This is a genomic window from Pseudoalteromonas sp. TAB23 (assembly GCF_000498075.1).
GTDB lineage: Bacteria > Pseudomonadota > Gammaproteobacteria > Enterobacterales > Alteromonadaceae > Pseudoalteromonas > Pseudoalteromonas arctica.
The window spans coordinates 19170-40662 of sequence record NZ_AUTP01000220.1 but is presented as its reverse complement, the minus strand read 5'-3'; the positions used below and the strand labels follow the sequence as shown (position 1 = coordinate 40662).

The following is a 21493-nucleotide window of genomic DNA, read 5'->3' as shown; positions in this document are numbered from 1 at the left end:
CATGCTACGCCGACGACTTCGTCACTCTGCTCCTAAAAGTCAACATACAGAGCGTTGGCTTGTATCGTATGCCGATTACATGACCATTATGTTTGCTTTTTTTGTGGTGCTGTATGCGATAGCGATCAACAAAGAAGAACAATTTCAAATATTGTCAGACTCCCTTGAACACGTTTTTGATAAATCTGCCCGCCAGCACTCCCAGCAAGGTGAGGGCGTCAATGGTAATGGAATATTGACTGATAGAGTGACACCTGAACAAGAAGTTCTTTATGGTGAAAGTATTTTAAAAGAAGAACAAGGACCAGAGTTACTCGACGGTCAAAGTGATACAAGTAACATACAACAAAAATATTTAGGAAAACCACTCGATAGCTTACTTGCTAAGCTGCAGTCAGCGCTTATTGATGAAATTCGTGATGGAGAAGCCAGCTTAGAGCTTAATCAAGATTGGCTGATTATAGAGCTAAGCTCAGGTATGTTATTTTCAAGTGGTAGCTCAGTTGCACACTCTAGGGCAAAGCAAGTCGTCAAAATTGTTAAAGATATTATTGCTCCAGTAGATAACTATATTAGGGTGCGTGGCTATACTGATGATGAAAGTATTCGCAATGAAATATTTCGCTCAAATTGGGAACTCTCGGTTGCTAGAGCAACATCTATTTTAGTAGAGCTGGAAGCATTAGGTATTAATTCTGCCAGAATGGCGATAGAAGGTTATGGTCAATATTCACCTTTTGTAAGTAACGATACAGAACAAGGGCGAGCAGAAAATCGTAAAGTTGTTATTGCACTTTCTAAGTATGGTTTACCACCAATACAAGACATTAAAGGTGATGAACAAGCCGTTAAGCCAGTAGCGGAAGAGCCTGAAATTGAGCTTCCTTCAGATGACGATACAATAAAAATAATTCGTTTGCCTCATGGTGGTATTCGCATAACAACGCGCAATGAACAGTAATTAGGATGTAATGTGAAGATTTGGACTGTCGCAAATCAAAAAGGTGGTGTTGGTAAAACAACAACAGCAGTGAGCCTTGCTGGTATTTTAGCTTTGCAGGGTAAGCGTGTGTTGCTTATTGATACAGACCCTCATGCATCACTCACTTATTACTTTGGCATTGACTCAGAAGATTTGGAAGTCAGCGTATATGATATTTTTGCGCGTGGCACGAGCATGCAAAGTGAAGAGATACTTCAAGCTTTATGCCCATCAACACTTGAAAACCTAGATATTTTACCCGCAACAATGGCGATAGCCACGCTTGATAGAAGCATGGGTAATAAAACAGGTATGGGATTAATACTAAAAAAAGCGCTTGCAAAAATCAGTGAACATTACGATTATGCCATTTTAGATTGCCCCCCAGTTTTAGGGGTGTTAATGGTTAATGCGCTTGCAGCAAGTGAGCGAATTTTAGTGCCAGTGCAAACGGAATTTTTAGCACTGAAAGGGCTTGATAGAATGATGCGCACTATGGAATTAATGCAAACCTCTCAAGCGAAAGATTATCAATATACTATAATCCCTACTATGTATGATAAACGTACTAAAGCATCGTTAGAAGCATATAAAACACTGCAAAGTACATATGGTGATAAAGTCTGGCCAGGTGTGATACCGGTAGATACTAAATTTAGAGATGCAAGCTTTGCGCAAAAAGTGCCTGTAGAGTATTGTCCTCGTTCGCGTGGTGTATACGCATATAAAGCACTGCTAGAATATTTAATTGAACAAGGTTAATGAATGAGTAAGCAATTATTTGCTAATGAAAAAGTAATGAAACAATACCTCGGGGCTTTGTTATGTGAAGACGAGCCTGTAGATAACCTTGAGCCAGTCGCAAAATTACTTGAGCAAATGCCACACGACTCGCAGCAAGAACATATTCATTTAAAACCAAAAGAACAGATAAAAGCGGCAGAAAAAATATTTGATCAAGATTTACTTAATTCTGAAATTAAGCCAATAGTTGAACCGATTTTTGAAGCCGCAAAAGTTAATAAAGCCATTGACGATGAAGTAATAGAGCCGATAAGTACGATTACAGAAGAACCAGAACCTCAGATTATAACCACTAGNTAGCCAATCTGACTATTTTGATGGTGAATTTCAGGCATTATTTTTTGAAGTTGCTGGTTTAACATTGGCTGTGCCATTAAAAGCATTAGGCGGTATACATCAATTAGGTGAAGTAAATCATTTATTTGGTAAGCCAAAGTGGTTTAAAGGCGTTATGCTCAACAGAGAAGAAAAGCTTAATGTTGTTGATACTGCTCGTTGGGTAATGCCAGAAAAGTATGATGATAAATTAGAGGCGTCTTTAGATTATCAGTATTTAATTACCTTAGGTGATAGCCAGTGGGGCTTATTAGCTGAAAAGTTGATAAATAACATTACATTGAGTAAAGAAGATGTAAAATGGCGTACAAATAAAAGTAAGCGCCCATGGCTTGCAGGCGTTATAAAAGAAAAAATGTGTGCTTTAATAGATGTAGATAATTTAAATATATTATTAGAGAAAGGCTTAGATAGCCGTCAGTAGTAATGACCATTACGGGGTAATAGCATGAATCAAGATAAATTACTGTCAGCAAATAAAAACGCAGATAATAATGATGAAATTTTACAGTGGGTTACGTTTAAGCTAGAGGAAGAAACCTACGGCGTAAATGTAATGCAAGTACAAGAAATACTTCGTTATACAGAGATAGCCCCTGTACCAGGTGCACCTTCTTACGTTATTGGTATTATTAACTTACGCGGTAACGTTGTAACTGTTATTGATACTCGTGCACGTTTTGGTTTGTTAGCTGCTGATGCAACCGATAATTCTCGTATATTAATTATTGAAGCTGAAGAGCAAGTTATCGGCATTTTAGCCGACAGCGTATCTGAAGTCGTTTATTTACGCAGCTCTGAGATCGATAGTGCACCAAATGTTGGTACTGAAGAAAGTGCTAAGTTTATTCAAGGCGTTTGTAATCGTGATAATGAGCTACTGATTTTAGTCGATTTAAACAAGTTACTCAGCGATGATGAATGGGATGAGTTAAGCGATATATAAGCTTTACCAAATAAATTATGCTGTTACTTAGTATAGCCATATCAGCGTTAGCGGTAGGACTTATATCGCTTGCGCTAATAATTGCATTAAAAAACAAACAAGTGAATGAAATTAATGCTGTATTACAGCAGCTTAAAGATAGCTCAGAGCAAACTCATATTTTGCGAAGTGAAATTTCAGAGCTTAGAACAGGGCTTTTAAGTATTGGTAAGCGAGTGCTTGAGGTTGAGCAACAAAATCAAGATTTGATACAGCAACAAGCTGCGCAAAAATACGATGACCCTGATGCTAAAATTTACTCTCGTGCAGTAAAAATGGTTGAGTTAGGTGCGGACCTCGATGAGGTGATACGCGAATGCGAATTACCGCGAGCAGAAGCCGAATTACTGTTTTCACTACATAAACAAAAAGGCGCTTAGCGCCTTTTTAGTTATAAGCGTGTAAATAATCTCACGCTTTAATATTTAACTTACCTTGAAAGTCTTGCCAGCCTGGCGGAAATTGACCTCTTAATACATACGAAAACGCAATAAGCTCTGCAATTACATAATAAAGCTCTTTAGGGATTTCTTCCCCTAAGCTTAAATGCGACAACGTTTTAGCAAGCGCAGCATCTTCGTGGATCATAATTCCTTTTAATTTTGCCGCTGCAATTATTTCGTCAGCTAACTCACCAAACCCTTTTACACTTACAGTGGGTGTGTTGCCAGCTTCGTATAAAAGCCCAATGGCTGACTTATTAATAGGTGTATCACTCATTACTAAACCTTAATATTAATAATTGCATGAGATTTATAAAATGCCTGATTATTTGCATCGCCTCGCTTTAAGTTGAGCTCTCCAACTTGTAAACCATGCTTAGCTAGTTTGGATCTTAAATTATCTAAGTGAGGGTGAGCAATTGCGCTTACTTCTTGGCTCGAGGCTAATAGCTGGCAATCGAGTGCTTTATCCATTAACTCAGCGGTAATCTGTAACTGCCCAATCTGTGCATAATCAAAGTTTAACCTGACAAACCATACATTTTTATCTTCTAATTTATCTGCGCTTGGCTTTTTATATTGCCCCAGTGTTATTTCTGTTTGGGCGGCCTCAGGCGGCAATTTCATTGGTAATAAAAATTGTGCAAGCGGGTTTGTGTCAGGTTGCTGATTTGGTGTTGAAACACTTACTTGGGTAAGTGTATTTTTAACGTGTACGATTTCGCTAGCCAATGCTTGAACTTGAGCTTGCTGCAGTTGTTCAAGTATTTTTGCTCCCGCGTTTCCTGTTTTAAAAGTAGGTATGAGTACTTGTAAAAGTGCATCTAAGCCAGTTTGGTTATTAAAGCTTATCGGTGTTACTGATTGGCTAATTATAGGGGCTGCTAAAATACTCACTGCAACTTGTTCAAGTCCTTTAGTGAAGCTACTTTGTAGTATATCACCCGTTAATTGAGATGGCTGTAAGGTGGCTAATACTTCACGCTGTATGGTCGCAGGGTTAATATTATTACTAGAGACCATGCGATTAAATGCTTGGTTAATTAAGCGAGTTAAATCGGGCGTTTCTTTTATTGCTCTATTTGTAATATCAGTAATTTGACTACTTAAAAGCTGTTTGTTACCAGCTACTCTATCCGTAGGGATTGTGGCATCAGGAAGCTTTAATAATATGCTTAATAGCTTTGCTTCTATTGGTTGTAGCATTTGACTACGAGAGACAATATTAGATAACGGCTCTACTAATGGGAGCATGTTTTTAATCGAGGCTGGGTTTACACTGTTTTGATTGTTGCCGTTTATTACTGGTTGCACTGAAGAAGTTGTTTGCCCTTTAGTAACAATTTCACTTGTAGGCTTAATTAACGTATCAACTTTACTGTTGGTACTAATATTCAGATCACTCAATTGACTCGCGTTTAAACTACTTGGCTTAGCGCTCGCCACTTCGTTTTGAGTAATGTTATTTGTTATTGGCGTGTAGGTTGTTGCTGTGTTTGAAGGTGATTGCCAAACACTAACACTTCCTTTTATTTGCTGAGTTAATTGTACAAGTGGCGGGAGTCTTGAAAAGTGCTCTGATAAAGTATTGCTAGTATTACTATTTAACGCAGTACTTACATTTTGGGTAATGTTCACTCTATTTAACGGTGATACTGTTAATTGCATAACTAAGCCCGGCCTTTGTATTGCAGATGATGCAGACGGCGGCATTAACTCAGATTTATTTGCTGCTGCAAAGGGCTTACTTTCAAAATATTTAACTGCATCATTAATTCGTGTTTTTAAATCACTAAAGCTATTTTGTAGCCACGACTTTATTGGGCTATTAGGTGTAAGCAGTGGGCTTGCTTTAATAGTGGACGCAGAAAAAGGTATTTCAGGAACACTGCTTTTTTGAGCTAAAAGTAACTCGTTAAACGGTTTAGAAAATGAGTTATTAAGCGTCACTTTTATATTATTAGTATCGGTTTTAATAAGTAATTTATCAGCCTGATTTATTAAATTTACCTTAATGGGCGTGCTAGGTAGCTCACTAACTTGTTGATTAGTAATAGGCGTCGTAAACGAACCTGACTTTTGAGGATGAGTCAAAATAGCTAGCTTAGGTGTTGCTTGAAGTTGCGCACTAGGTAATAAGGCCACGAGTAATTTAGTAAGTTTAGTTTGGCTAAGTGGTTGCGTATGAACTTTATCAGCAAAGCGATTAATAACATTAAGCTGTGCGCCTTTGTTAGTCGTGCTAACAACTACTTTTAAAGGCTGCTCGGTTAAAAGTAACTGCGCTACGTCTTTATTTATGGCAATACTGGCGTTAAGTTTATCAATTACTAATTTTGGGGTAGGGGACATAACCACTTGTAAATCCATTGGTTTGCTTTGTACCTCAGTGCCCGTGCTTACATAATTTAATAAACGCTGTAATTGTACTGGTTGATTTAAAGTAAGGGTTGTAGTGTTTGGCGAGATGTTGAGCTGTTTGCCATCGGGACTAAGTTGTATGTTAGCACTGGCTATTTTTTGTAAATTTTGAGGTGCGCTTGTAGTGCCAAGTCTTAATGTTTGCCAATGTTTATCAATAAATACATCAAGCGTAATCGAGTCTTTCGAAAATTGAATGTTTTTAGCGGCAAGTACCTCATTAGGTAATTGCGATAACTCATTGGTTTGAGGGTTTGTCGATTGATTGATAACCAATGAATTAGATAATGTTATTTGCGTTGGCGTATTCATTATTTTAAATCAAGTTTTCTCTATTTTAAGTGAATCGATTTTAAAGCAATATTCGTATTACCCTATCATTATGGTAGACTAACGCCTAATTTTTGGCAGAGAGAATCGTCATCTTGTTACACATTAAGTCCGTCACCTGCATCAAGCAAGATCGTTGTTTGTTTGCGGATCTTAATTTTAGCCTTAATAGCGGTCAAATCATGCAATTAGCGGGTCCTAATGGGGCTGGTAAAACATCGCTATTGCGTATTATCGCAGGCTTTTCTGTGCCTGATGAAGGGGCTGTTTTATTTCAAGAACAGCCTATATCTAAGTATTACGAAGAGTATGCCAGAGAGCTACTCTTTATAGGCCACAAAACAGGTGTAAATACTCAGCTTAGTGCAGTTGAAAATGTTCGTCATTGGTTACAAATTAATGGCTACATAAATCAGCCTGACTTGTATCCCATTTTAGCGCAACTTGGCCTTGTTGGACTTGAAGATGTACCGGTTAGAATGTTATCTGCTGGACAACAAAGACGTGTAGCTTTGGTTAGGCTTTGGTTAAGTGATTCTAAATTATGGGTACTTGATGAGCCATTTACCGCGCTTGATAAAAGCGGTGTTGCTTTTTTGCAGCAGCGATTTACTGAACACTTACAAAGCGGTGGTGCTATTTTATTAACGACTCACCAAGACTTAACGACCCATTTTAGTAACTTGCAAACGGTTACACTGGAGTATCGTCACTAATGACTCGTCAACATTCTTATTGGTTGCTATTTAGTGCGGTATTTACCAAAGATGTAAAACTTGCGTTTCGCCAGCGCGCTGAAATTGTAAATCCTATTTTGTTCTTCTTAATTGTAATTTCATTATTTCCGTTAGCAATCGGGCCTGAGCCTGGTTTACTAGCGAGAATGGCACCGGGAATTATTTGGGTTGCCGCATTACTTTCTACCATGCTGGGCTTGGATAAACTGTTTAGAGATGATTTTAATGATGGCTCATTGGAGCAGTTAATTGCATCGTCTTACCCGTTATCGTTAACCGTACTTGCTAAAGTGGCTGCTCACTGGGTGGTAACAGGTTTACCGCTTGTATTAATGACGCCGCTATTTGCATTGTTGTTAAACCTAGAAAGTACGGCGTTAACAGCGACTGTTTTAACATTATTATTAGGCACTCCACTATTGAGCTTTATTGGCGCAATAGGCGCAGGGCTTACTGTGGGATTACAAAAAGGGGGTATTTTGATGAGTTTACTCGTACTGCCTTTGTATATTCCTGTTTTGATTTTTGCAACGTCGGCTATCGATACCAGCTCTATGTCGCTGGATTATAGCGGGCAGCTTGCCATCCTTGGTGCAATGTTACTTATTGCTATTATTAGCGCACCAATTGCCATATCGTCAGCTTTAAAAGTGAGTGTAAGTTAATGTGGAAGTGGTTACATCCCTATGCTAAAGCAGAGCGTGCATACCAGTTATGCAATACGTTACTGCCTTATTTTGCCGTAGTTACTGTAGTTAGTATGATTGTTGGATGGGTATGGGGGCTTGGTTTTGCACCTGCCGATTACCAACAAAAAGACAGCTACCGTATCATTTTTATTCATGTTCCTTCTGCCATTTTGTCTATGGGGGCTTACTCATCAATGGCTATTGCAGCTGTTGTTGCACTTGTATGGCAACTACGAAATGCCGAACTTGCCGTTATTGCTATAGCGCCTGTTGGTGCTTGTATTACAGCTATAGCGCTTATTACTGGCGCTGCATGGGGTAAACCTATGTGGGGTGCTTGGTGGGTATGGGATGCGCGTTTAACGTCTGAACTTATTTTATTATTTTTATATCTTGGCGTGCTTTCGCTTTACCATGCATTTGAAGATAAGAAGTCAGCAGGGCGTGCGGCTTCCATTTTAGCGATTGTGGGCGTAATCAATTTACCTATTATTCATTACTCAGTTGAGTGGTGGAATACGCTACACCAAGGCGCAAGCATTACAAAACTAGACACTAAAGCAATAGACCCAAGTATGTTTTGGCCACTTATGGTTAATATTTTAGCCTTTGCTGCTTTTGTAGGAACAGTGACTTTAATTCGTCTTAAAAATGAAATTTTACAACGCGAAAAGCACCGACCGTGGGTGCGTTTGTTGTTAAATAAGGGGTAATTATGCAGTTTGACTCTTTTTCTGATTTTATTGCAATGGGAGGCTATGGGTTTTATATCTGGCTTTCTTTTGGTACATGCGCTCTTATTTTACTCGGTATTTTAGTGAACTCTTTAAGAGATACCAAACGTATTATGGCTTCAGTTGAGCAACAAATAATACGTGAAGCGCGAATTAAAAAAGCTAAACAGGAACAAGCCTCATGAATCCAAGACGTAAAAAGCGCCTATTGGTAATTATTGCCGTACTGTTTGGTATTGGTGGATCAATTGGTTTAGTGCTTTATGCACTTCAAGAAAATATTAATCTTTTTTATACGCCAAGCGAACTTATTGATGGCAAAGGGCCTAATAAAGAAAAACCATTCATTGGCCAAAAGCTACGTATTGGTGGCATGGTTGTACCAGGCACGGTTGAGCGTAATGAACAGAGCTTACAAGTAAGCTTTAAGCTAATTGATACAGGTCCATTAGTGACCGTGCGTTATCAAGGCATATTGCCAGACTTGTTTCGTGAGGGGCAAGGCATTGTAGCGCAGGGCGTATTAATCGAACCTAATGTTATTGAAGCATTTGAAGTGCTTGCAAAGCATGACGAAGAATATATGCCAGCAGAAGTTGCAGAGGCAGTTAAAGGTATTAAGCACGAAAAACCAAAATACAACTTAGATAGTGGTAATTAGCTATGATCCCAGAAATTGGTTATTTTTCTTTAACGCTTGCCATGGTGCTAAGCGTTTTACTGTGTATTTTTCCTCTTTGGGGCGCGCATACCGGTAATCTTCGATTAATGCGTGCAGCTCCCTCTTTAGCAATTGGGCAATTCGCTTTTGTTTTAATCTCTTTTGCAGCACTTATTTACGCCAGTGTAACGGATGATTTTACCGTATCGTATGTGGCATATCATTCAAGTAGTACGCTACCTTGGTATTACAAAATCACCTCTACATGGGGCGGCCATGAAGGCGCTATTTTACTGTGGTTAGTAATGCAAGCTGGTTGGACTGCCGTTGTTGCTGCGCGTTCTAAATCACTCCCTTGGGTGCTACGTGCCCGAGTATTGGGCGTACTTGGTTTTTTAGGTGTAGGTTTTATGATGTACACCTTACTACTTTCAAGCCCGTTTGAGCGCCTACTTCCTTATTTCCCGGTAGAAGGGCGTGATTTAAATCCGTTGCTTCAAGATCCGGGCATGATTATTCACCCGCCATTACTCTACATGGGTTATGTAGGGCTATCAGTTGCTTTCTCTTTTGCTATTGCTGCGCTATTAACTGGCAAGCTTGATAACACGTGGGCTAAATGGTCACGTCCTTGGACAATGACTGCGTGGGGCTTTTTAACACTAGGTATTACAATTGGTAGCTGGTGGGCATACTCAGAACTTGGCTGGGGTGGCTGGTGGTTTTGGGATCCAGTAGAAAACGCATCATTAATGCCATGGCTTGTTGCGACCGCATTACTGCACTCGTTAAGCGTAACTGAAAAACGCGGTGTGTTTAAATCGTGGACCGTATTACTTGCTATAGCAGCATTTTCATTGAGCTTATTAGGCACATTTATTGTGCGCTCGGGTATTATTGTATCGGTACATGCTTTTGCAACAGACCCTGATAGAGGCTTATTTATACTCGCCTTTTTAGGCATAGTTGTAGGTGGTGGCTTAGCGTTATATGCACTGCGTGTATCGCAAGTACATAGTGAAGGTCGATACAAGTTTGTATCACGCGAAGTGGCGTTATGGCTCAATAATATATTTTTAGTAGTTGCTACATTAATCGTATTGCTGGGTACTTTATTACCTATGGTTCATAAAGAAATGGGCTTGGGCAGTATTTCTATTGGCGAACCGTTTTTTAATAAGATGTTTGCAATAATTTTAGTGCCGTTTGCTATTTTGATGGGGATAGGGCCATTTTTACGCTGGAAGCAAAATAAATGGGCTTTCTTACAAAACAAAATATTAATGGGCGTATTAGCCAGTGTAGTGATTACCTGTGCTTGGTTGTTTTCAAGTTACGATTTAGTAAAACCACTTACGCTACTAGCCACTACGCTTGCGGTTTGGATTGCAATATCAACTGGGATCGACATTTATACTAAATCTGCTGTACACGGCACCTTAAAAGAAGGTTTAAAACGATTAGGTGTAAGTTACTGGGCTATGGTGCTTGGGCATATTGGTATTTCGTTTGTTATTGCAGGTGTAACGCTTACATCAGCATATTCAGTTGAGCGTGACGTATCGATGAAACAAGGCGACACAGTTCAGCTTAACGAGTATGAATACCGCTTTGATGGTGTTAAAACTATTCGCGGGCCGAACTACAGTGGTCATGCTGGTGTTGTATCGGTGCTTAAAAACAATGAGCTAGTAACACGCTTACACGCCGAAAAACGTAAGTATGATATTGGTATGCAGTTTATGACCGAGGCGGCCATAGATGCAGGCTTTACACGTGATTTATACTTAGCGTTAGGTGAGCAGTTGAGCCAAGGTGCATGGTCACTTCGCATTTATCATAAACCGTTTGTTCGTTGGATGTGGATTGGTGGTGTGCTTATTTCCCTAGCTGGATTTATGATTTTATTTGATAAACGCTACCGTACATCAGCTAAAACAACGCGTAAGGCTGCATCGGAGAGTGTTTTATGAACCGTAAGATTTTAGCTATTGCGCCGCTTTTGGTGTTTGCTTTTGTGTGTGTATTTTTATACCAAGGTCTTTTTGCTAACCCTCGTGAAATTCAAACGGGGCGGTTAGGCCAAGAAATGCCAGCATTTAATTTACCTGATTTAATGCAAGACAATAAGCCGTGGACTAACGAGTCGTTAAAAGGTGAGGTTTACTTACTAAATGTGTGGGGGACTTGGTGCCCTACATGTTTAGTTGAGCTTGGCTATTTAACTAAGTTGCGTGAGCAAGGCGTTAAAATTATTGGGCTTTATTACGTACAAGGTTACGACGCCGACTTTGATGGCCCTTTTGATATGCAATCACTTCGCACCGAAGTGAGCGATATGCTACAACGTGCGGGTGACCCATATCAGTTTAATATATTAGATTTACATCGTACTTTGTCGTTAGATTTAGGTGTTTCGGGTGCGCCTGAAACATTTTTAGTCGATAAAAACGGCACTATTTTGTTGCATCACACGGGCGATATAAACCCGCGAGTATGGCGAGCTAAATTTGCGCCAATTATGCAGGAGCTTAAATAATGAAATGGTTACTACTTACGCTTAGCCTTTTTGTAAGCATGGGTGCGCTTGCAGAGCAAGATCGCTATCAATTTGATAACAACAAACAAGCGATATTGTTTGAAGAGCTAACTAAAGAGCTGCGCTGTCCTAAGTGTCAAAATCAAAACATTGCGGACTCTGACGCTGTTGTTGCTAAAGACTTGCGCGATAAAGTGCTTGTATTGGTTAAAGAAGGTAAGAGCAAAGACGAAGTGATTGATTACATGATTGACCGCTTTGGCTATTTTGTTCATTACGACCCACCAGTTACACCAGCGACTTTAGTACTTTGGGTATTACCTGTATTAATTGTCATAGTCGGCTTTGGTTTTATTGTTATTCGCCAGCGAAAAGCATCAGTAAAACAAACGTGGAGCAGTGACGACGAAATGCTGTTAGCTAAGCTAATTGAACAAAATAAACGTCAGGAGCAAAGTTAAATGATTTTAATGTGGGCGTGTTTTGCTTTACTCACACTGGTTGCTCTTGGGTTTGTGATGTTGCCTTTTTTAAAAAAAGAGCGCGTTCAAACAATTACTCATAACGCCAATGCTGAGCTAATTAGCATTTATGAGCAGCGTTTAGTTGATTTACAAACCGATTTAGATAATCAGCGTATTGATACCGTAAATCATGCAGAATCAATTATTGAATTAAAACGCCGTTTATTGAATGAGTTATCACCAGAAAAATCACTAAACAGCAAAGGTAATAATCGTATTTTTGCTTTAACTGGTGGCGCATTTGTTCTTGCTCTAACAGGTGTTTTTTATGGTTTAACGGGGAGTCAGCAGCAAATTTCGGCTTGGCATGATGCAATGGATAATTTAGCTGATTACGGCGAGCGTGCTGTAATGCAAAAAGGTGAGCCGCTTAGCCAAAATGAGCTGCAGGCTTTTGCATTGGCACTTCGTACAAAGCTTAGCCGCTCAGGTGATGACGAAGTCGCTTGGATGCTACTTGGACGAGTTGCTATGTCGCTTAATGAATTTGACATGGCGCAGCAGTCATTTGATAAAGCACTTCGTATGAATCCTGATAATATGCAGGTACTTATTAGTTATAGCCAAGTTTTATTACTAGAAGGCAGCGAAGCTAATATGACTCGTGCGGCAGGTATGCTCTCAAAAGTACTAAAAGTTGAGCCTACCAATTTAGATGCAATTTCCTTATTAGCACTCATTGCTTATGAGCGTAAAGATTGGCCTCAAGCCAAAGCTGCATTTGAAGTTTTACTTGCGAGTATGGAAAAAAATGATTCTCGTTATAGCATGATCTCTGAGCGTATCGCTGATATAGAGAAGCAAATGCAAACGGAAGGCTCTGTTATGCCAGTTACTACTACAACAGGTGCTATTGCAGTTACAGTCGACATTGCAAAAGAGCTTATAGATAAACAGCCAAAAGACGGTATCTTGTTTATATTTGCAAAAGCAGTAAGTGGTTCGCCAATGCCATTAGCTGCTGTTAAACTCGCTAATTATTCATTTCCAATTACAGTTGAGTTGAGTGATAGTAGTGCAATGGTTGCAGGGCTTAACTTATCTAGTGCAGAAAATATTATTATTTCGGCGCGTATTTCTATAGATGACTCGGTTATGCCAAGTTCTGGTGAGCTAGAAGGTCATTCAGAGTCGTTAAAGCGTGAAAGTGTAAGTGACTACCAACTTCAAATTGATACATTAATACCTTAAGGACGTTAGATGTTAAAACACAGTTTTACTTTTTTATGTTTATTGATACTAGCCGGGTGTGCTCAAGTACCACAAAGCAAAGTAGATGACAGAGATCCGCTGCAAAGTATTAATCGTCCGTTATACGACTTTAATATGGATGTACTGGATGCTTATTTATTGCGCCCAGTTGCTGTAGGTTATGTTGAAGTAACGCCTGTACCGGTAAGAAATGGTATTGTTAATTTCACAGGTAATATTACAGCACCTGTCGATATGATTAATGCGGGTTTGCAAGGTAAGCCGGGTAATGCAAGTGTGAGCTTAGCGCGTTTTTTAGTTAACTCTACGGTTGGTATTTTTGGTATTTTTGATGTTGCCAGTTCACTTGGTCTTGAAATTGTAGATGAAGACTTTGGACAAACGTTAGGTGTATGGGGCGTGGGTGATGGCGCTTATTTAATGCTACCTGGCATGGGTCCTACAACAGCACGTAACCTGACCGGTGATGTAGTCGACAACTTTGTATTACCCGAAGTTGCGCTAACGACTCCACAAACTATTCTAGTGTTTGTTTTAAAAGCAGTTGAGGCGCGTGCATCATTAATCCCACAAGAAGGGCTATTAAATGATTCACTTGATCCGTACTTATTTGTAAAAGATATCTACTTTCAGCGTCAAATTTATGAGCTGTACGATGGCAACCCACCTATAAAAGAAGAGCCAGCTGATTTTGATGAAGACTTTTTAGAAAGTTTATAATTGAAAAGCCACTCACAAAAACGCCAGCTAAATGCTGGCGTTTTTATTTGCTGTTTATATATTTATTTTTCGTTCACTACTAACTGCATTTGTTCATTAACCCAAGCTAGCGCTTCATGATAAGCATCGGGAACTTTTTCACCTAGATTTAGCTCTTTCGTTAGCTCGTTTGCAGCTGACCAGTTTGCTTGTTCGTAGTATTTAACTAAGTTTAAATATTTTGCTAGCAAGCCTTCATCGTTTAATAGCGCTGCTTTTATGTCATTAGAAAGTGGAAGCTTTTTCATGACGCTTTCCATACTCTCATCCAAAATAGCATCCATTAGTGACATCATACCGGTTAAAAATGCCATGCCAGTATCTTTAAACTGCCCATGGGATATAGCGAGTAATTCAGCAAATCGAGCGCGCGTAAGCGATAGCCTAATTAGCTCTACAGGTTTATCTGCTGATACTTGTGCTGCAAACAGTAGTGACAATAGCTTTTTAATTTCATTGGCGCCAAGCACTATAAGGGCTTGCTTAATGGTACTTATTTCTGCACGTCTTGCAAATGCGGCAGAATTTGAATACCTAAGTAATTTATAAGATAGGTTTACATCACGTTCAAACACATCAGTGATTTTCTTAAGATCCATATCAACACTTGATGTTTCGTAAAGTAATTCAGCTAATGCCATTTCTGATGGTGGTAGAGCCTTACTTTGTACCATTTCAGGTTTTGAGAAGAAAAATCCTTGGAAATAATCAAACCCAAGCTCTAAAGCTTGTTGGTAAATTTCATAGGTTTCTACTTTTTCGGCAAGTAACTTAATATGTGAGTGCGGTTTTAAATCGTTTAGAACCGTTTTTATTGTATCTATATCGGATGCTAAAAAGTCTATTTTAATAATATCAATAAATGGGTAAAAATGACGCCATACAGGTTGATGAATATAGTCATCAAGAGCAATAGTGTAACCTTTATCTTTTAAATCTTTAACAATAGCTAATAAACGCTTACCAGGCTGGATAGTTTCAAGTATTTCTACAACTATAGTGTCTTTACCTAGTAGAGTAGGGTAACCCTTTGATAGTGTTTCTAGGGTGAAGTTTATATAGGCAGGTTTATTGTCAGTTAAATCTTCTAAACCAAAATTAAACTGGCTACCCTCTATAAGTCGTGTTGTTGCTTCGTCACCATCTATATCGGGAAATACGTTATCAACGCCATCACGAAATAAAAGCTCATAACCGATAAGTTTTTTATCTCTATCTAAAATCGGTTGACGTGCAGCGTAAAAATACATAAACAGTTCCGTAAGAGTGATGTAATTGGGTATTGTAATAATATATGGCAAAAGATTCAAAATAGCATTACGTATATTTGCATGATTAATAAATTATCATTATAAATTAAGGTGTTTCTTCTATTTAATTTATTATATTTTACCAATTCGCTTTAAAATTATTCAACATGAGTATTTTTGTATCAGCTGGAAGCAACAAGTTGGAGATTTTATTGTTAGGCATGATATAGTCAGCGAGAATGGTTTTTATCCTAATAGTGTCTTTATTATAATATTTTAAGAGTCAATATTCGGATCAAGAGCCTGTTATTAATAATTATGCGGAGGCTAATTTGGAAACAGGAATGATTATTTCACTAGCATTATATTTTGTTGTAATGTTAGGTATCGGACTATATGCATATAAGCAATCTACTGGCGATGTATCAGGTTACATGTTAGGTGGACGAAATCTATCACCAAGTGTTGCTGCACTATCTGCAGGTGCATCTGACATGAGTGGCTGGATTTTAATGGGCCTACCTGGTGCGATGTTTGTTACTGGTTTTAGTAGTACATGGATAGCAATTGGTTTGGTGATTGGTGCTTGGTTAAATTACCTGTTAGTTGCACCTAGATTACGTGTGTACACTGAAAAAGCAAATGACTCTATAACAATCCCAGATTACTTCTCAAATCGCTTCAATGATAAGTCAAACTTATTACGTGTTGTATCTGCTGTTGTTATTATAGTCTTCTTTACTCTTTACACGTCATCTGGTGTTGTAGCCGGCGGAAAATTGTTTGAAAGCTCATTTGGTTTAAGTTATGAAGTGGGTTTATACATTACAACGGGTGTCGTTGTTTTATACACTTTGTTTGGTGGCTTTTTAGCGGTTAGCTTAACTGATTTCGTGCAAGGTTGTATTATGTTCATCGCGCTGATTCTAGTGCCTACCGTTGCATACTCTTTACTTGAACAACCTCTAGAATCTACTTTACATAGTGTAAATCCAGATATGCTTAACTGGATTGGAGCAGGCTCTGCATTAGGTATTATTTCTGCAATGGCATGGGGTTTAGGTTATTTTGGTCAACCACATATCATCGTTCGTTTTATGTCGGTACGTAGTGTTAAGGATATGCCTAAAGCTCGCCGTATTGGTATGACATGGATGATTGTTGCTGCCCTTGGTGCTGTTGGTACTGGTATATTTGGTGCTGCTTATACTTATGAAAATAATATTATAGTTGAAGATCCTGAAACGATTTTCCTAATTCTTTCTGAGTTATTGTTCCACCCACTTATTGCTGGCTTTTTACTAGCTGCAATTTTGGCTGCTATCATGAGTACTATCTCATCGCAATTGCTAGTAAGCTCAAGTTCATTGACTGAAGATTTATATAAAACATTTTTACGTAAAGATGCTAGCGACTTTGAACTAGTTACTGTTGGTCGAATTAGCGTTGCATTTGTTGCCCTGTTTGCAATTTATTTAGCGTACGATAGAGATAGCTCTATTTTAGACCTAGTAAGTAATGCATGGGCAGGCTTTGGTGCTGCTTTTGGACCACTTGTATTGTTTAGCCTTTATTGGAAACGTATGAATTTTGCTGGCGCCTTATCTGGTATGTTAGTAGGTGCGTTTACAGTGCTTGTTTGGATTTATGGTCCGTTTACTATTAATGGTGAAAGTTTAAGTAGCTTTATGTATGAAATAGTACCTGGCTTTATTTTAGCGAGTATCGCAATTGTTGTTGTTAGCTTAGTAACAAAAGAGCCAGAGCAAAACATCACTGCTTTATTTGATGAAGTAGAAAAAGAGCTTTAAATAGCAATTACTATTCATTTTAAAATGAGTAGTAAGTAATACCAATCCGCGATAATACTTAATCATTTTGCGGTGCTAAACGTGTTGCTACCGGCGTTAAAAAATTATCATTTAGAACAACTAAATATCAAATTTTTTGCCTAGCTATCAACACGTTTTTCCACCCTCAAAATAGATCACTTAATTAAGCGAATTGGTATAATAAAAAAGGGAGCAACTAAGTTGCTCCCTTTTTTATTTAGTTTGTCCCGTCCGAGGAGAGGACAATCTACGAGTTAACTTGCTTTTTTATCGTTGTTATCTTCAATTGATGCAACGTTATCTGACTTTTTACTTTTTGCTGGCGCTTTGGTAACAACTGGATCTTTGCCGCCCTTTAATATGGTCATAAAGTCATCTTTGCTTTTCGCTATTTCTAAAGCAAGTGATTCAATTTGTTGCTCACTAAGCGGTACGTCTACCTTTTCTAGCATTAGCTCAAGTGATTCTGCTATATCGAGCATCTTGTCATAAGCATCAGCTTCTTTTTTGGTAGTAAACGTCATACGCTCGACTCCGTTTCGTTCTACAACATATTTAACAACAACAGCCATGATTTCTCCTGCAAAATTGCTTGGCACCGTGGTTTCTAAAAACCATTAGATTACTGTTTTTATGTACAGTAATGGTTTGGGCGTAAATTTGCAAGCGCGAAGTATTAATTTTTAGGTGTCTTAAATTTGACAAAAAACGGTAACTTTACTTTAGTTAAGCAATCACTTGTTGTACCAGCTGCATTTTCAGGATTTCGGATCATAGTGATAATGCGTTTAGGTACACTTTAAATGATGAGCTTTTCAGTTCCTTACTTTTTGGTTTTCCTGAGCAACATTCAAAATTAAGAAAGAAGAATAGGGACAAGTTTGATGAAAACGTTAAAAAATTTATTCATAATAAGCTTATTATGCTTACTACCTGCAACTACCGTATATGCACAACTATCGGAAGTAACTAAGCAAATGCCTCAAGTTGAGACAATTAGTATAAATAATGCTGATGCAGAGATGCTTGCTAAGCTACCAGGTATAGGTAAGAAAAAAGCGCAGGCAATTGTGGATTATCGTGAAGAAAACGGCGAATTTAAAAGCGTCAGTGATTTATCGCAAGTTAAAGGAATTGGTAAAAAACTATTAGCTAAATTAGAGGGGAAAATTTCACTTTAATAGCAGTAGATAACAATCAGGGCGCTATGCGCCCTGATTAAATTGTTTTAATGCATCGCTTAAGTGTTTTTTAGCAAAGTTGATTTCAATAGGTGTTGTTAAAAGTGGGTAGCAAAGTCCGCCGAGTATCAAAAACGGGATTAATATCCAACCTTTAAATACCGTGAATATTAAAAATAGTGGACTTAGTAATATTAATTTAATAATACGTAGTAAGACTTTATCTGTCGGCGATAGCATACTTAAAGAAAGTGCTATTACGTCCTGACGCTTGCGTACCTTTAGGTGTTTAAGCTCATCTAATTGGCTTGAAAAAAATGTAAACATATCAAATCGACTTTTTAATTAATAAACGGCCAATAACTATAATAAATAGTGTTAGTGAGAAAATCCCAAATATAATTTCCATCCAAGCAGGCATGCTCAAACCAACAAATTGCCAATCTATATTTCCACAATCCCCGGTCGCCTGAAAAAAGCTAGGTATCCATTCATGTAACGGCATAAACGATGGGAAGTTTGGTTCAAACTCACAGCTAAATGCAAAAGGGTCTGTGGTGGTTTGCATATCAATATGCTCGCGAGCAATTAAATATCCCCAAACACTCGATACACCCCAAATTACATACGCTAATATACGAACTGCTTTGCTCTGTGGTTTAGTCGAACCTACAATTCCTGCGCCTAATAGACCCAGTACGGCTGTACGTTGATATATGCACATTATGCAAGGCGCCAATCCCATTTGGTATTGAAAGAAAAGGGCGCTCACTTCAAGTAAAAAAACGATAGCTGTAAATAAAAGCCACGGGGTACGTTGGGTGGGTAATTGCGCAAGCCAGTTCATAAAAATTCCGCGTTTAAATAAGACGTTAGATTATGACCTAGGATAATGTATGCGGCAACAAAAAGGAAAAAAAAGCTACCGAAGTCGCTTTTTATAAGATGAAATTATTGACCACTCAATGCAGCCTCAGCAGAGGCTAAATGATGTTCTATTAGTTCCCATCGATACATAAGCTTAGTTATATCGCTTACTTATACAACATTGGTGCATTGCCTAAAAAATTCTTTAAAGTTGCAGTTAGAGCGCTCTGTTGCATAGGTGTTCTTTTTTAATGTACTTATGTGTTTTAAGTTGATTCAGCTAGGTATGGTGTAAATAAAAAACACCAATAATTACAATGTACCTACAATGAATATTGCTCTGTATATTTATACATTGTAGCTATATTAGAAAAACCTAAATTTTATTATTTATTAATCTTTAATTTCTACTCATTTGCTTATTAATATACCTGACTTTACTTGTTAGTTATGCTTCGTCTGGTACAATCAGTCAGTTATTCGTGTAAAACGATGAGTGTTGATTAATTCGAGTGGGAACTGGATGAGAATTTTTAAAGCGAAAAGCCCAGCAGGATTTGCTGAAGAATATATAGTTGAATCTATTTGGAACGGCGATTTCCCTCCAGGTTCAATTCTACCTGCCGAGCGAGAACTTTCAGAGTTAATTGGTGTAACAAGAACGACCTTGAGAGAAGTATTGCAGCGTTTAGCACGTGATGGCTGGTTAACAATTCAGCATGGTAAACCAACAAAAGTAAATAACTTTTGGGAAACGTCTGGCTTAAATATTCTTGAAACACTAGCGCGCTTAGATGAAGACAAGATGCCAGAGCTGACAGATCAGCTTTTATCTGCACGTACTAATATTAGTGCTATTTATACACGTGCTGCAATTAAGTTAAATCCTGAACGTGTAATTGAAATTTTATCACAAAGTCATGAGCTAGAAGACACTGCGCAGGCATTTGCTGACTACGATTATAAAGTTCATCACGAATTAGCCGTTGCGGGTAATAACCGTATTTATGTATTAATACTCAACGGTTTTAGAGGCTTTTATTCAAAGATTGGTTGTCATTACTTCTCTGATGCCGGAACTCGTGAACTTGCACGTCAGTTTTATAAAGATTTAACAATCTTGGCAGAAAATAAAGAGCACGATGGTGCTATTTCGATGATGCGTAAATACGGTCATCAAACAGGTGAGATTTGGCAAAAAATCCGTGGCGATATGCCCTCAGATATAATGGATTAAATCTAAACGAGAAACCTGCATTTGCAGGTTTTTTTGTACCTGTAAAAATTAATACCACATTATATGAATTTTTAAACAATTTAATGTATTAACCCTTCTTCAGTAACGTCAAAAGCTCTACCTAATTACAACGTAATTTATACTTCAAAATAGACCTATTATTCAAGCAGATTAGTGCAAGTTGTAAGTGTTCGTTATTTTCGATTGCTCACATCGTTAAATGCGATTGTTCTTTTGTAGTGAATAACTTTAGAATGCCAATTAATTATATGTGTGCGCTATTGGTTTTTAATTTTTAGCGCCCATATAAGTACCAGCATTGCGAAAGCAATTGAAAACAAACTCAAAATATTTGGAGAATAAAATGGGTGTATTAGTAGGCCGCCAGGCACCAGACTTTACCGCTGCAGCTGTTCTTGGTAATGGTGAAATTGTAGATAGCTATAACCTTCATGAAACAATTAAAGGTAAAAAAGCAGTTATCTTCTTTTACCCACTAGATTTCACGTTTGTATGTCCTTCTGAACTTATTGCATTTGATAAGCGTTTTGAAGAGTTTCAAAAGCGTGGCGTAGAAGTAATTGGTGTTTCTATCGATTCACAATTCTCACATAACGCATGGCGTAACACTGCTGTTGCAGACGGCGGTATTGGTAAAGTTCAATACGCACTAGTTGCAGATGTTAAACACGAAATTTGTAAAGCGTATGACGTTGAGCATCCAGAAGCGGGTGTTGCATTTCGTGGTTCATTCTTAATCGACGAAGAAGGCAATGTACGTCACCAAGTAGTGAACGATTTGCCACTAGGTCGTAACATCGACGAAATGCTTCGCATGGTTGACGCGCTAGCGTTCCACACTGAGCACGGTGAAGTATGTCCTGCTGGTTGGACTGAAGGTAAAAAAGGTATGGACGCAAGCCCTGAAGGCGTTGCTAAGTTCTTATCTGAAAACGAAGGCGAGCTATAA

The 21493-nt window shown here is 38.4% G+C and carries 24 protein-coding genes and 1 pseudogene; 19 read left to right on the top strand and 6 right to left on the bottom strand.

The features are described from left to right. The first annotated feature begins 1 nt into the window (after window position 1). From L654_RS0112450 to L654_RS0112430, 5 genes and pseudogenes are all read left to right on the top strand, one after another. Window positions 2-961, top strand: a complete 960-nt coding sequence (locus tag L654_RS0112450; RefSeq protein ID WP_007585826.1) for a flagellar motor protein MotB — start codon at window positions 2-4, stop codon at window positions 959-961. A 12-nt stretch (window positions 962-973) separates the two neighbouring features. Continuing rightward, window positions 974-1744, top strand: coding sequence for a ParA family protein (locus tag L654_RS0112445; RefSeq protein WP_007585827.1), 771 nt, complete (start codon window positions 974-976; stop codon window positions 1742-1744). Between the two features lie 3 nt (window positions 1745-1747). Then, window positions 1748-2546: pseudogene (locus tag L654_RS01000000126025) on the top strand (chemotaxis protein CheW). A 24-nt stretch (window positions 2547-2570) separates the two neighbouring features. Next, the gene (locus tag L654_RS0112435; protein WP_002959294.1) at window positions 2571-3068 is read left to right on the top strand and encodes a chemotaxis protein CheW; all 498 of its coding nucleotides are present in this window, start codon (window positions 2571-2573) and stop codon (window positions 3066-3068) included. Window positions 3069-3085: 17 nt separating this feature from the next. Next, on the top strand, window positions 3086-3487 hold the full coding sequence (locus tag L654_RS0112430; RefSeq protein WP_007585829.1) for a DUF2802 domain-containing protein: 402 nt from the start codon (window positions 3086-3088) through the stop codon (window positions 3485-3487). 31 nt (window positions 3488-3518) lie between these two features. On the opposite strand, the gene L654_RS0112425 is transcribed toward L654_RS0112430, so the two are convergent. Then, window positions 3519-3827 carry an EscU/YscU/HrcU family type III secretion system export apparatus switch protein gene (locus tag L654_RS0112425; protein WP_024589934.1) on the bottom strand — a complete coding sequence of 103 codons (309 nt, stop codon included), beginning with the start codon at window positions 3825-3827 and terminating at the stop codon, window positions 3519-3521. Between the two features lie 2 nt (window positions 3828-3829). Beyond that, window positions 3830-6283, bottom strand: coding sequence for a flagellar hook-length control protein FliK (locus L654_RS0112420; RefSeq protein ID WP_024608161.1), 2454 nt, complete (start codon window positions 6281-6283; stop codon window positions 3830-3832). A 113-nt stretch (window positions 6284-6396) separates the two neighbouring features. Between L654_RS0112420 and ccmA the strand changes: the two genes are divergently transcribed. Genes ccmA through L654_RS0112370 form a run of 10 tightly spaced genes read left to right on the top strand, consistent with a single transcriptional unit; the run spans window position 6397 to window position 14117 of the window. Next, on the top strand, window positions 6397-7017 hold the full coding sequence (gene ccmA / locus L654_RS0112415) for a cytochrome c biogenesis heme-transporting ATPase CcmA (protein ID WP_076915509.1): 621 nt from the start codon (window positions 6397-6399) through the stop codon (window positions 7015-7017). Next, entirely contained in the window at window positions 7017-7703 is a 687-nt protein-coding gene (ccmB, locus tag L654_RS0112410; protein WP_024608159.1) for a heme exporter protein CcmB, read from the top strand. Before ccmA ends, ccmB begins: the two co-directional genes overlap by 1 nt. After that, window positions 7703-8440 carry a heme ABC transporter permease gene (locus L654_RS0112405; protein ID WP_007585844.1) on the top strand — a complete coding sequence of 246 codons (738 nt, stop codon included), beginning with the start codon at window positions 7703-7705 and terminating at the stop codon, window positions 8438-8440. The genes ccmB and L654_RS0112405 overlap by 1 nt, the downstream gene beginning before the upstream one ends. A 2-nt stretch (window positions 8441-8442) precedes the next feature. Further along, a complete protein-coding gene (gene ccmD / locus L654_RS0112400; RefSeq protein WP_007585846.1) occupies window positions 8443-8646 on the top strand; it encodes a heme exporter protein CcmD in 204 nt (67 codons plus the stop codon). Then, a complete protein-coding gene (gene ccmE / locus L654_RS0112395) occupies window positions 8643-9122 on the top strand; it encodes a cytochrome c maturation protein CcmE (protein ID WP_007585848.1) in 480 nt (159 codons plus the stop codon). Before ccmD ends, ccmE begins: the two co-directional genes overlap by 4 nt. 2 nt (window positions 9123-9124) lie before the next feature. Then, window positions 9125-11095, top strand: coding sequence for a heme lyase CcmF/NrfE family subunit (locus tag L654_RS0112390; RefSeq protein WP_024608158.1), 1971 nt, complete (start codon window positions 9125-9127; stop codon window positions 11093-11095). Further along, on the top strand, window positions 11092-11661 hold the full coding sequence (locus tag L654_RS0112385; protein WP_007585852.1) for a redoxin family protein: 570 nt from the start codon (window positions 11092-11094) through the stop codon (window positions 11659-11661). Before L654_RS0112390 ends, L654_RS0112385 begins: the two co-directional genes overlap by 4 nt. Further along, window positions 11661-12122, top strand: a complete 462-nt coding sequence (locus L654_RS0112380; RefSeq protein WP_024608157.1) for a cytochrome c-type biogenesis protein — start codon at window positions 11661-11663, stop codon at window positions 12120-12122. The genes L654_RS0112385 and L654_RS0112380 overlap by 1 nt, the downstream gene beginning before the upstream one ends. Beyond that, entirely contained in the window at window positions 12123-13376 is a 1254-nt protein-coding gene (gene ccmI, locus L654_RS0112375) for a c-type cytochrome biogenesis protein CcmI (RefSeq protein ID WP_024608156.1), read from the top strand. Window positions 13377-13385: 9 nt separating this feature from the next. After that, the gene (locus L654_RS0112370; RefSeq protein ID WP_007585858.1) at window positions 13386-14117 is read left to right on the top strand and encodes a VacJ family lipoprotein; all 732 of its coding nucleotides are present in this window, start codon (window positions 13386-13388) and stop codon (window positions 14115-14117) included. 62 nt (window positions 14118-14179) lie between these two features. Here the strand turns inward: L654_RS0112370 and L654_RS0112365 are convergent, their stop codons facing one another. Continuing rightward, window positions 14180-15406: an HDOD domain-containing protein gene (locus tag L654_RS0112365; RefSeq protein WP_007584100.1), complete on the bottom strand. Its 1227-nt coding sequence runs from the start codon at window positions 15404-15406 to the stop codon at window positions 14180-14182. A 332-nt stretch (window positions 15407-15738) separates the two neighbouring features. On the opposite strand from L654_RS0112365, the gene putP reads away from it, so the two are divergent. Beyond that, window positions 15739-17217: a sodium/proline symporter PutP gene (gene putP, locus L654_RS0112360; protein ID WP_024589928.1), complete on the top strand. Its 1479-nt coding sequence runs from the start codon at window positions 15739-15741 to the stop codon at window positions 17215-17217. Window positions 17218-17492: 275 nt separating this feature from the next. Here the strand turns inward: putP and L654_RS0112355 are convergent, their stop codons facing one another. Then, window positions 17493-17810, bottom strand: a complete 318-nt coding sequence (locus tag L654_RS0112355; protein WP_007584105.1) for a YebG family protein — start codon at window positions 17808-17810, stop codon at window positions 17493-17495. 312 nt (window positions 17811-18122) lie between these two features. On the opposite strand from L654_RS0112355, the gene L654_RS0112350 reads away from it, so the two are divergent. Next, a complete protein-coding gene (locus L654_RS0112350) occupies window positions 18123-18419 on the top strand; it encodes a helix-hairpin-helix domain-containing protein (protein WP_024608155.1) in 297 nt (98 codons plus the stop codon). A gap of 24 nt (window positions 18420-18443) precedes the next feature. Here L654_RS0112350 and L654_RS0112345 read toward each other — a convergent pair whose 3' ends face one another. Beyond that, on the bottom strand, window positions 18444-18746 hold the full coding sequence (locus tag L654_RS0112345) for a DUF6170 family protein (protein ID WP_010553884.1): 303 nt from the start codon (window positions 18744-18746) through the stop codon (window positions 18444-18446). A 1-nt stretch (window position 18747) separates the two neighbouring features. Next, window positions 18748-19266 (bottom strand): disulfide bond formation protein DsbB, encoded by a 519-nt coding sequence (gene dsbB / locus L654_RS0112340; RefSeq protein ID WP_024608154.1) that lies wholly within the window; start codon window positions 19264-19266, stop codon window positions 18748-18750. A 543-nt stretch (window positions 19267-19809) separates the two neighbouring features. On the opposite strand from dsbB, the gene fadR reads away from it, so the two are divergent. Both fadR and L654_RS0112330 read left to right on the top strand, forming a co-directional pair. Further along, window positions 19810-20523: a fatty acid metabolism transcriptional regulator FadR gene (gene fadR, locus L654_RS0112335; RefSeq protein ID WP_004335692.1), complete on the top strand. Its 714-nt coding sequence runs from the start codon at window positions 19810-19812 to the stop codon at window positions 20521-20523. A gap of 364 nt (window positions 20524-20887) precedes the next feature. Next, on the top strand, window positions 20888-21493 hold the full coding sequence (locus tag L654_RS0112330; RefSeq protein ID WP_007378637.1) for a peroxiredoxin C: 606 nt from the start codon (window positions 20888-20890) through the stop codon (window positions 21491-21493).

Coding starts and splice junctions, on each gene's coding strand:
- L654_RS0112450 (WP_007585826.1), top strand. CDS start 2: ATGCTACGCCGACGACTTCGTCACTCTGCTCCTAAAAGTCAACATACA.
- L654_RS0112435 (WP_002959294.1), top strand. CDS start 2,571: ATGAATCAAGATAAATTACTGTCAGCAAATAAAAACGCAGATAATAAT.
- L654_RS0112430 (WP_007585829.1), top strand. CDS start 3,086: ATGCTGTTACTTAGTATAGCCATATCAGCGTTAGCGGTAGGACTTATA.
- L654_RS0112425 (WP_024589934.1), bottom strand. CDS start 3,827: ATGAGTGATACACCTATTAATAAGTCAGCCATTGGGCTTTTATACGAA.
- L654_RS0112420 (WP_024608161.1), bottom strand. CDS start 6,283: ATGAATACGCCAACGCAAATAACATTATCTAATTCATTGGTTATCAAT.
- ccmB (WP_024608159.1), top strand. CDS start 7,017: ATGACTCGTCAACATTCTTATTGGTTGCTATTTAGTGCGGTATTTACC.
- L654_RS0112405 (WP_007585844.1), top strand. CDS start 7,703: ATGTGGAAGTGGTTACATCCCTATGCTAAAGCAGAGCGTGCATACCAG.
- ccmD (WP_007585846.1), top strand. CDS start 8,443: ATGCAGTTTGACTCTTTTTCTGATTTTATTGCAATGGGAGGCTATGGG.
- ccmE (WP_007585848.1), top strand. CDS start 8,643: ATGAATCCAAGACGTAAAAAGCGCCTATTGGTAATTATTGCCGTACTG.
- L654_RS0112390 (WP_024608158.1), top strand. CDS start 9,125: ATGATCCCAGAAATTGGTTATTTTTCTTTAACGCTTGCCATGGTGCTA.
- L654_RS0112385 (WP_007585852.1), top strand. CDS start 11,092: ATGAACCGTAAGATTTTAGCTATTGCGCCGCTTTTGGTGTTTGCTTTT.
- L654_RS0112380 (WP_024608157.1), top strand. CDS start 11,661: ATGAAATGGTTACTACTTACGCTTAGCCTTTTTGTAAGCATGGGTGCG.
- ccmI (WP_024608156.1), top strand. CDS start 12,123: ATGATTTTAATGTGGGCGTGTTTTGCTTTACTCACACTGGTTGCTCTT.
- L654_RS0112370 (WP_007585858.1), top strand. CDS start 13,386: ATGTTAAAACACAGTTTTACTTTTTTATGTTTATTGATACTAGCCGGG.
- L654_RS0112365 (WP_007584100.1), bottom strand. CDS start 15,406: ATGTATTTTTACGCTGCACGTCAACCGATTTTAGATAGAGATAAAAAA.
- L654_RS0112355 (WP_007584105.1), bottom strand. CDS start 17,810: ATGGCTGTTGTTGTTAAATATGTTGTAGAACGAAACGGAGTCGAGCGT.
- L654_RS0112350 (WP_024608155.1), top strand. CDS start 18,123: ATGAAAACGTTAAAAAATTTATTCATAATAAGCTTATTATGCTTACTA.
- L654_RS0112345 (WP_010553884.1), bottom strand. CDS start 18,746: ATGTTTACATTTTTTTCAAGCCAATTAGATGAGCTTAAACACCTAAAG.
- dsbB (WP_024608154.1), bottom strand. CDS start 19,266: ATGAACTGGCTTGCGCAATTACCCACCCAACGTACCCCGTGGCTTTTA.
- fadR (WP_004335692.1), top strand. CDS start 19,810: ATGAGAATTTTTAAAGCGAAAAGCCCAGCAGGATTTGCTGAAGAATAT.
- L654_RS0112330 (WP_007378637.1), top strand. CDS start 20,888: ATGGGTGTATTAGTAGGCCGCCAGGCACCAGACTTTACCGCTGCAGCT.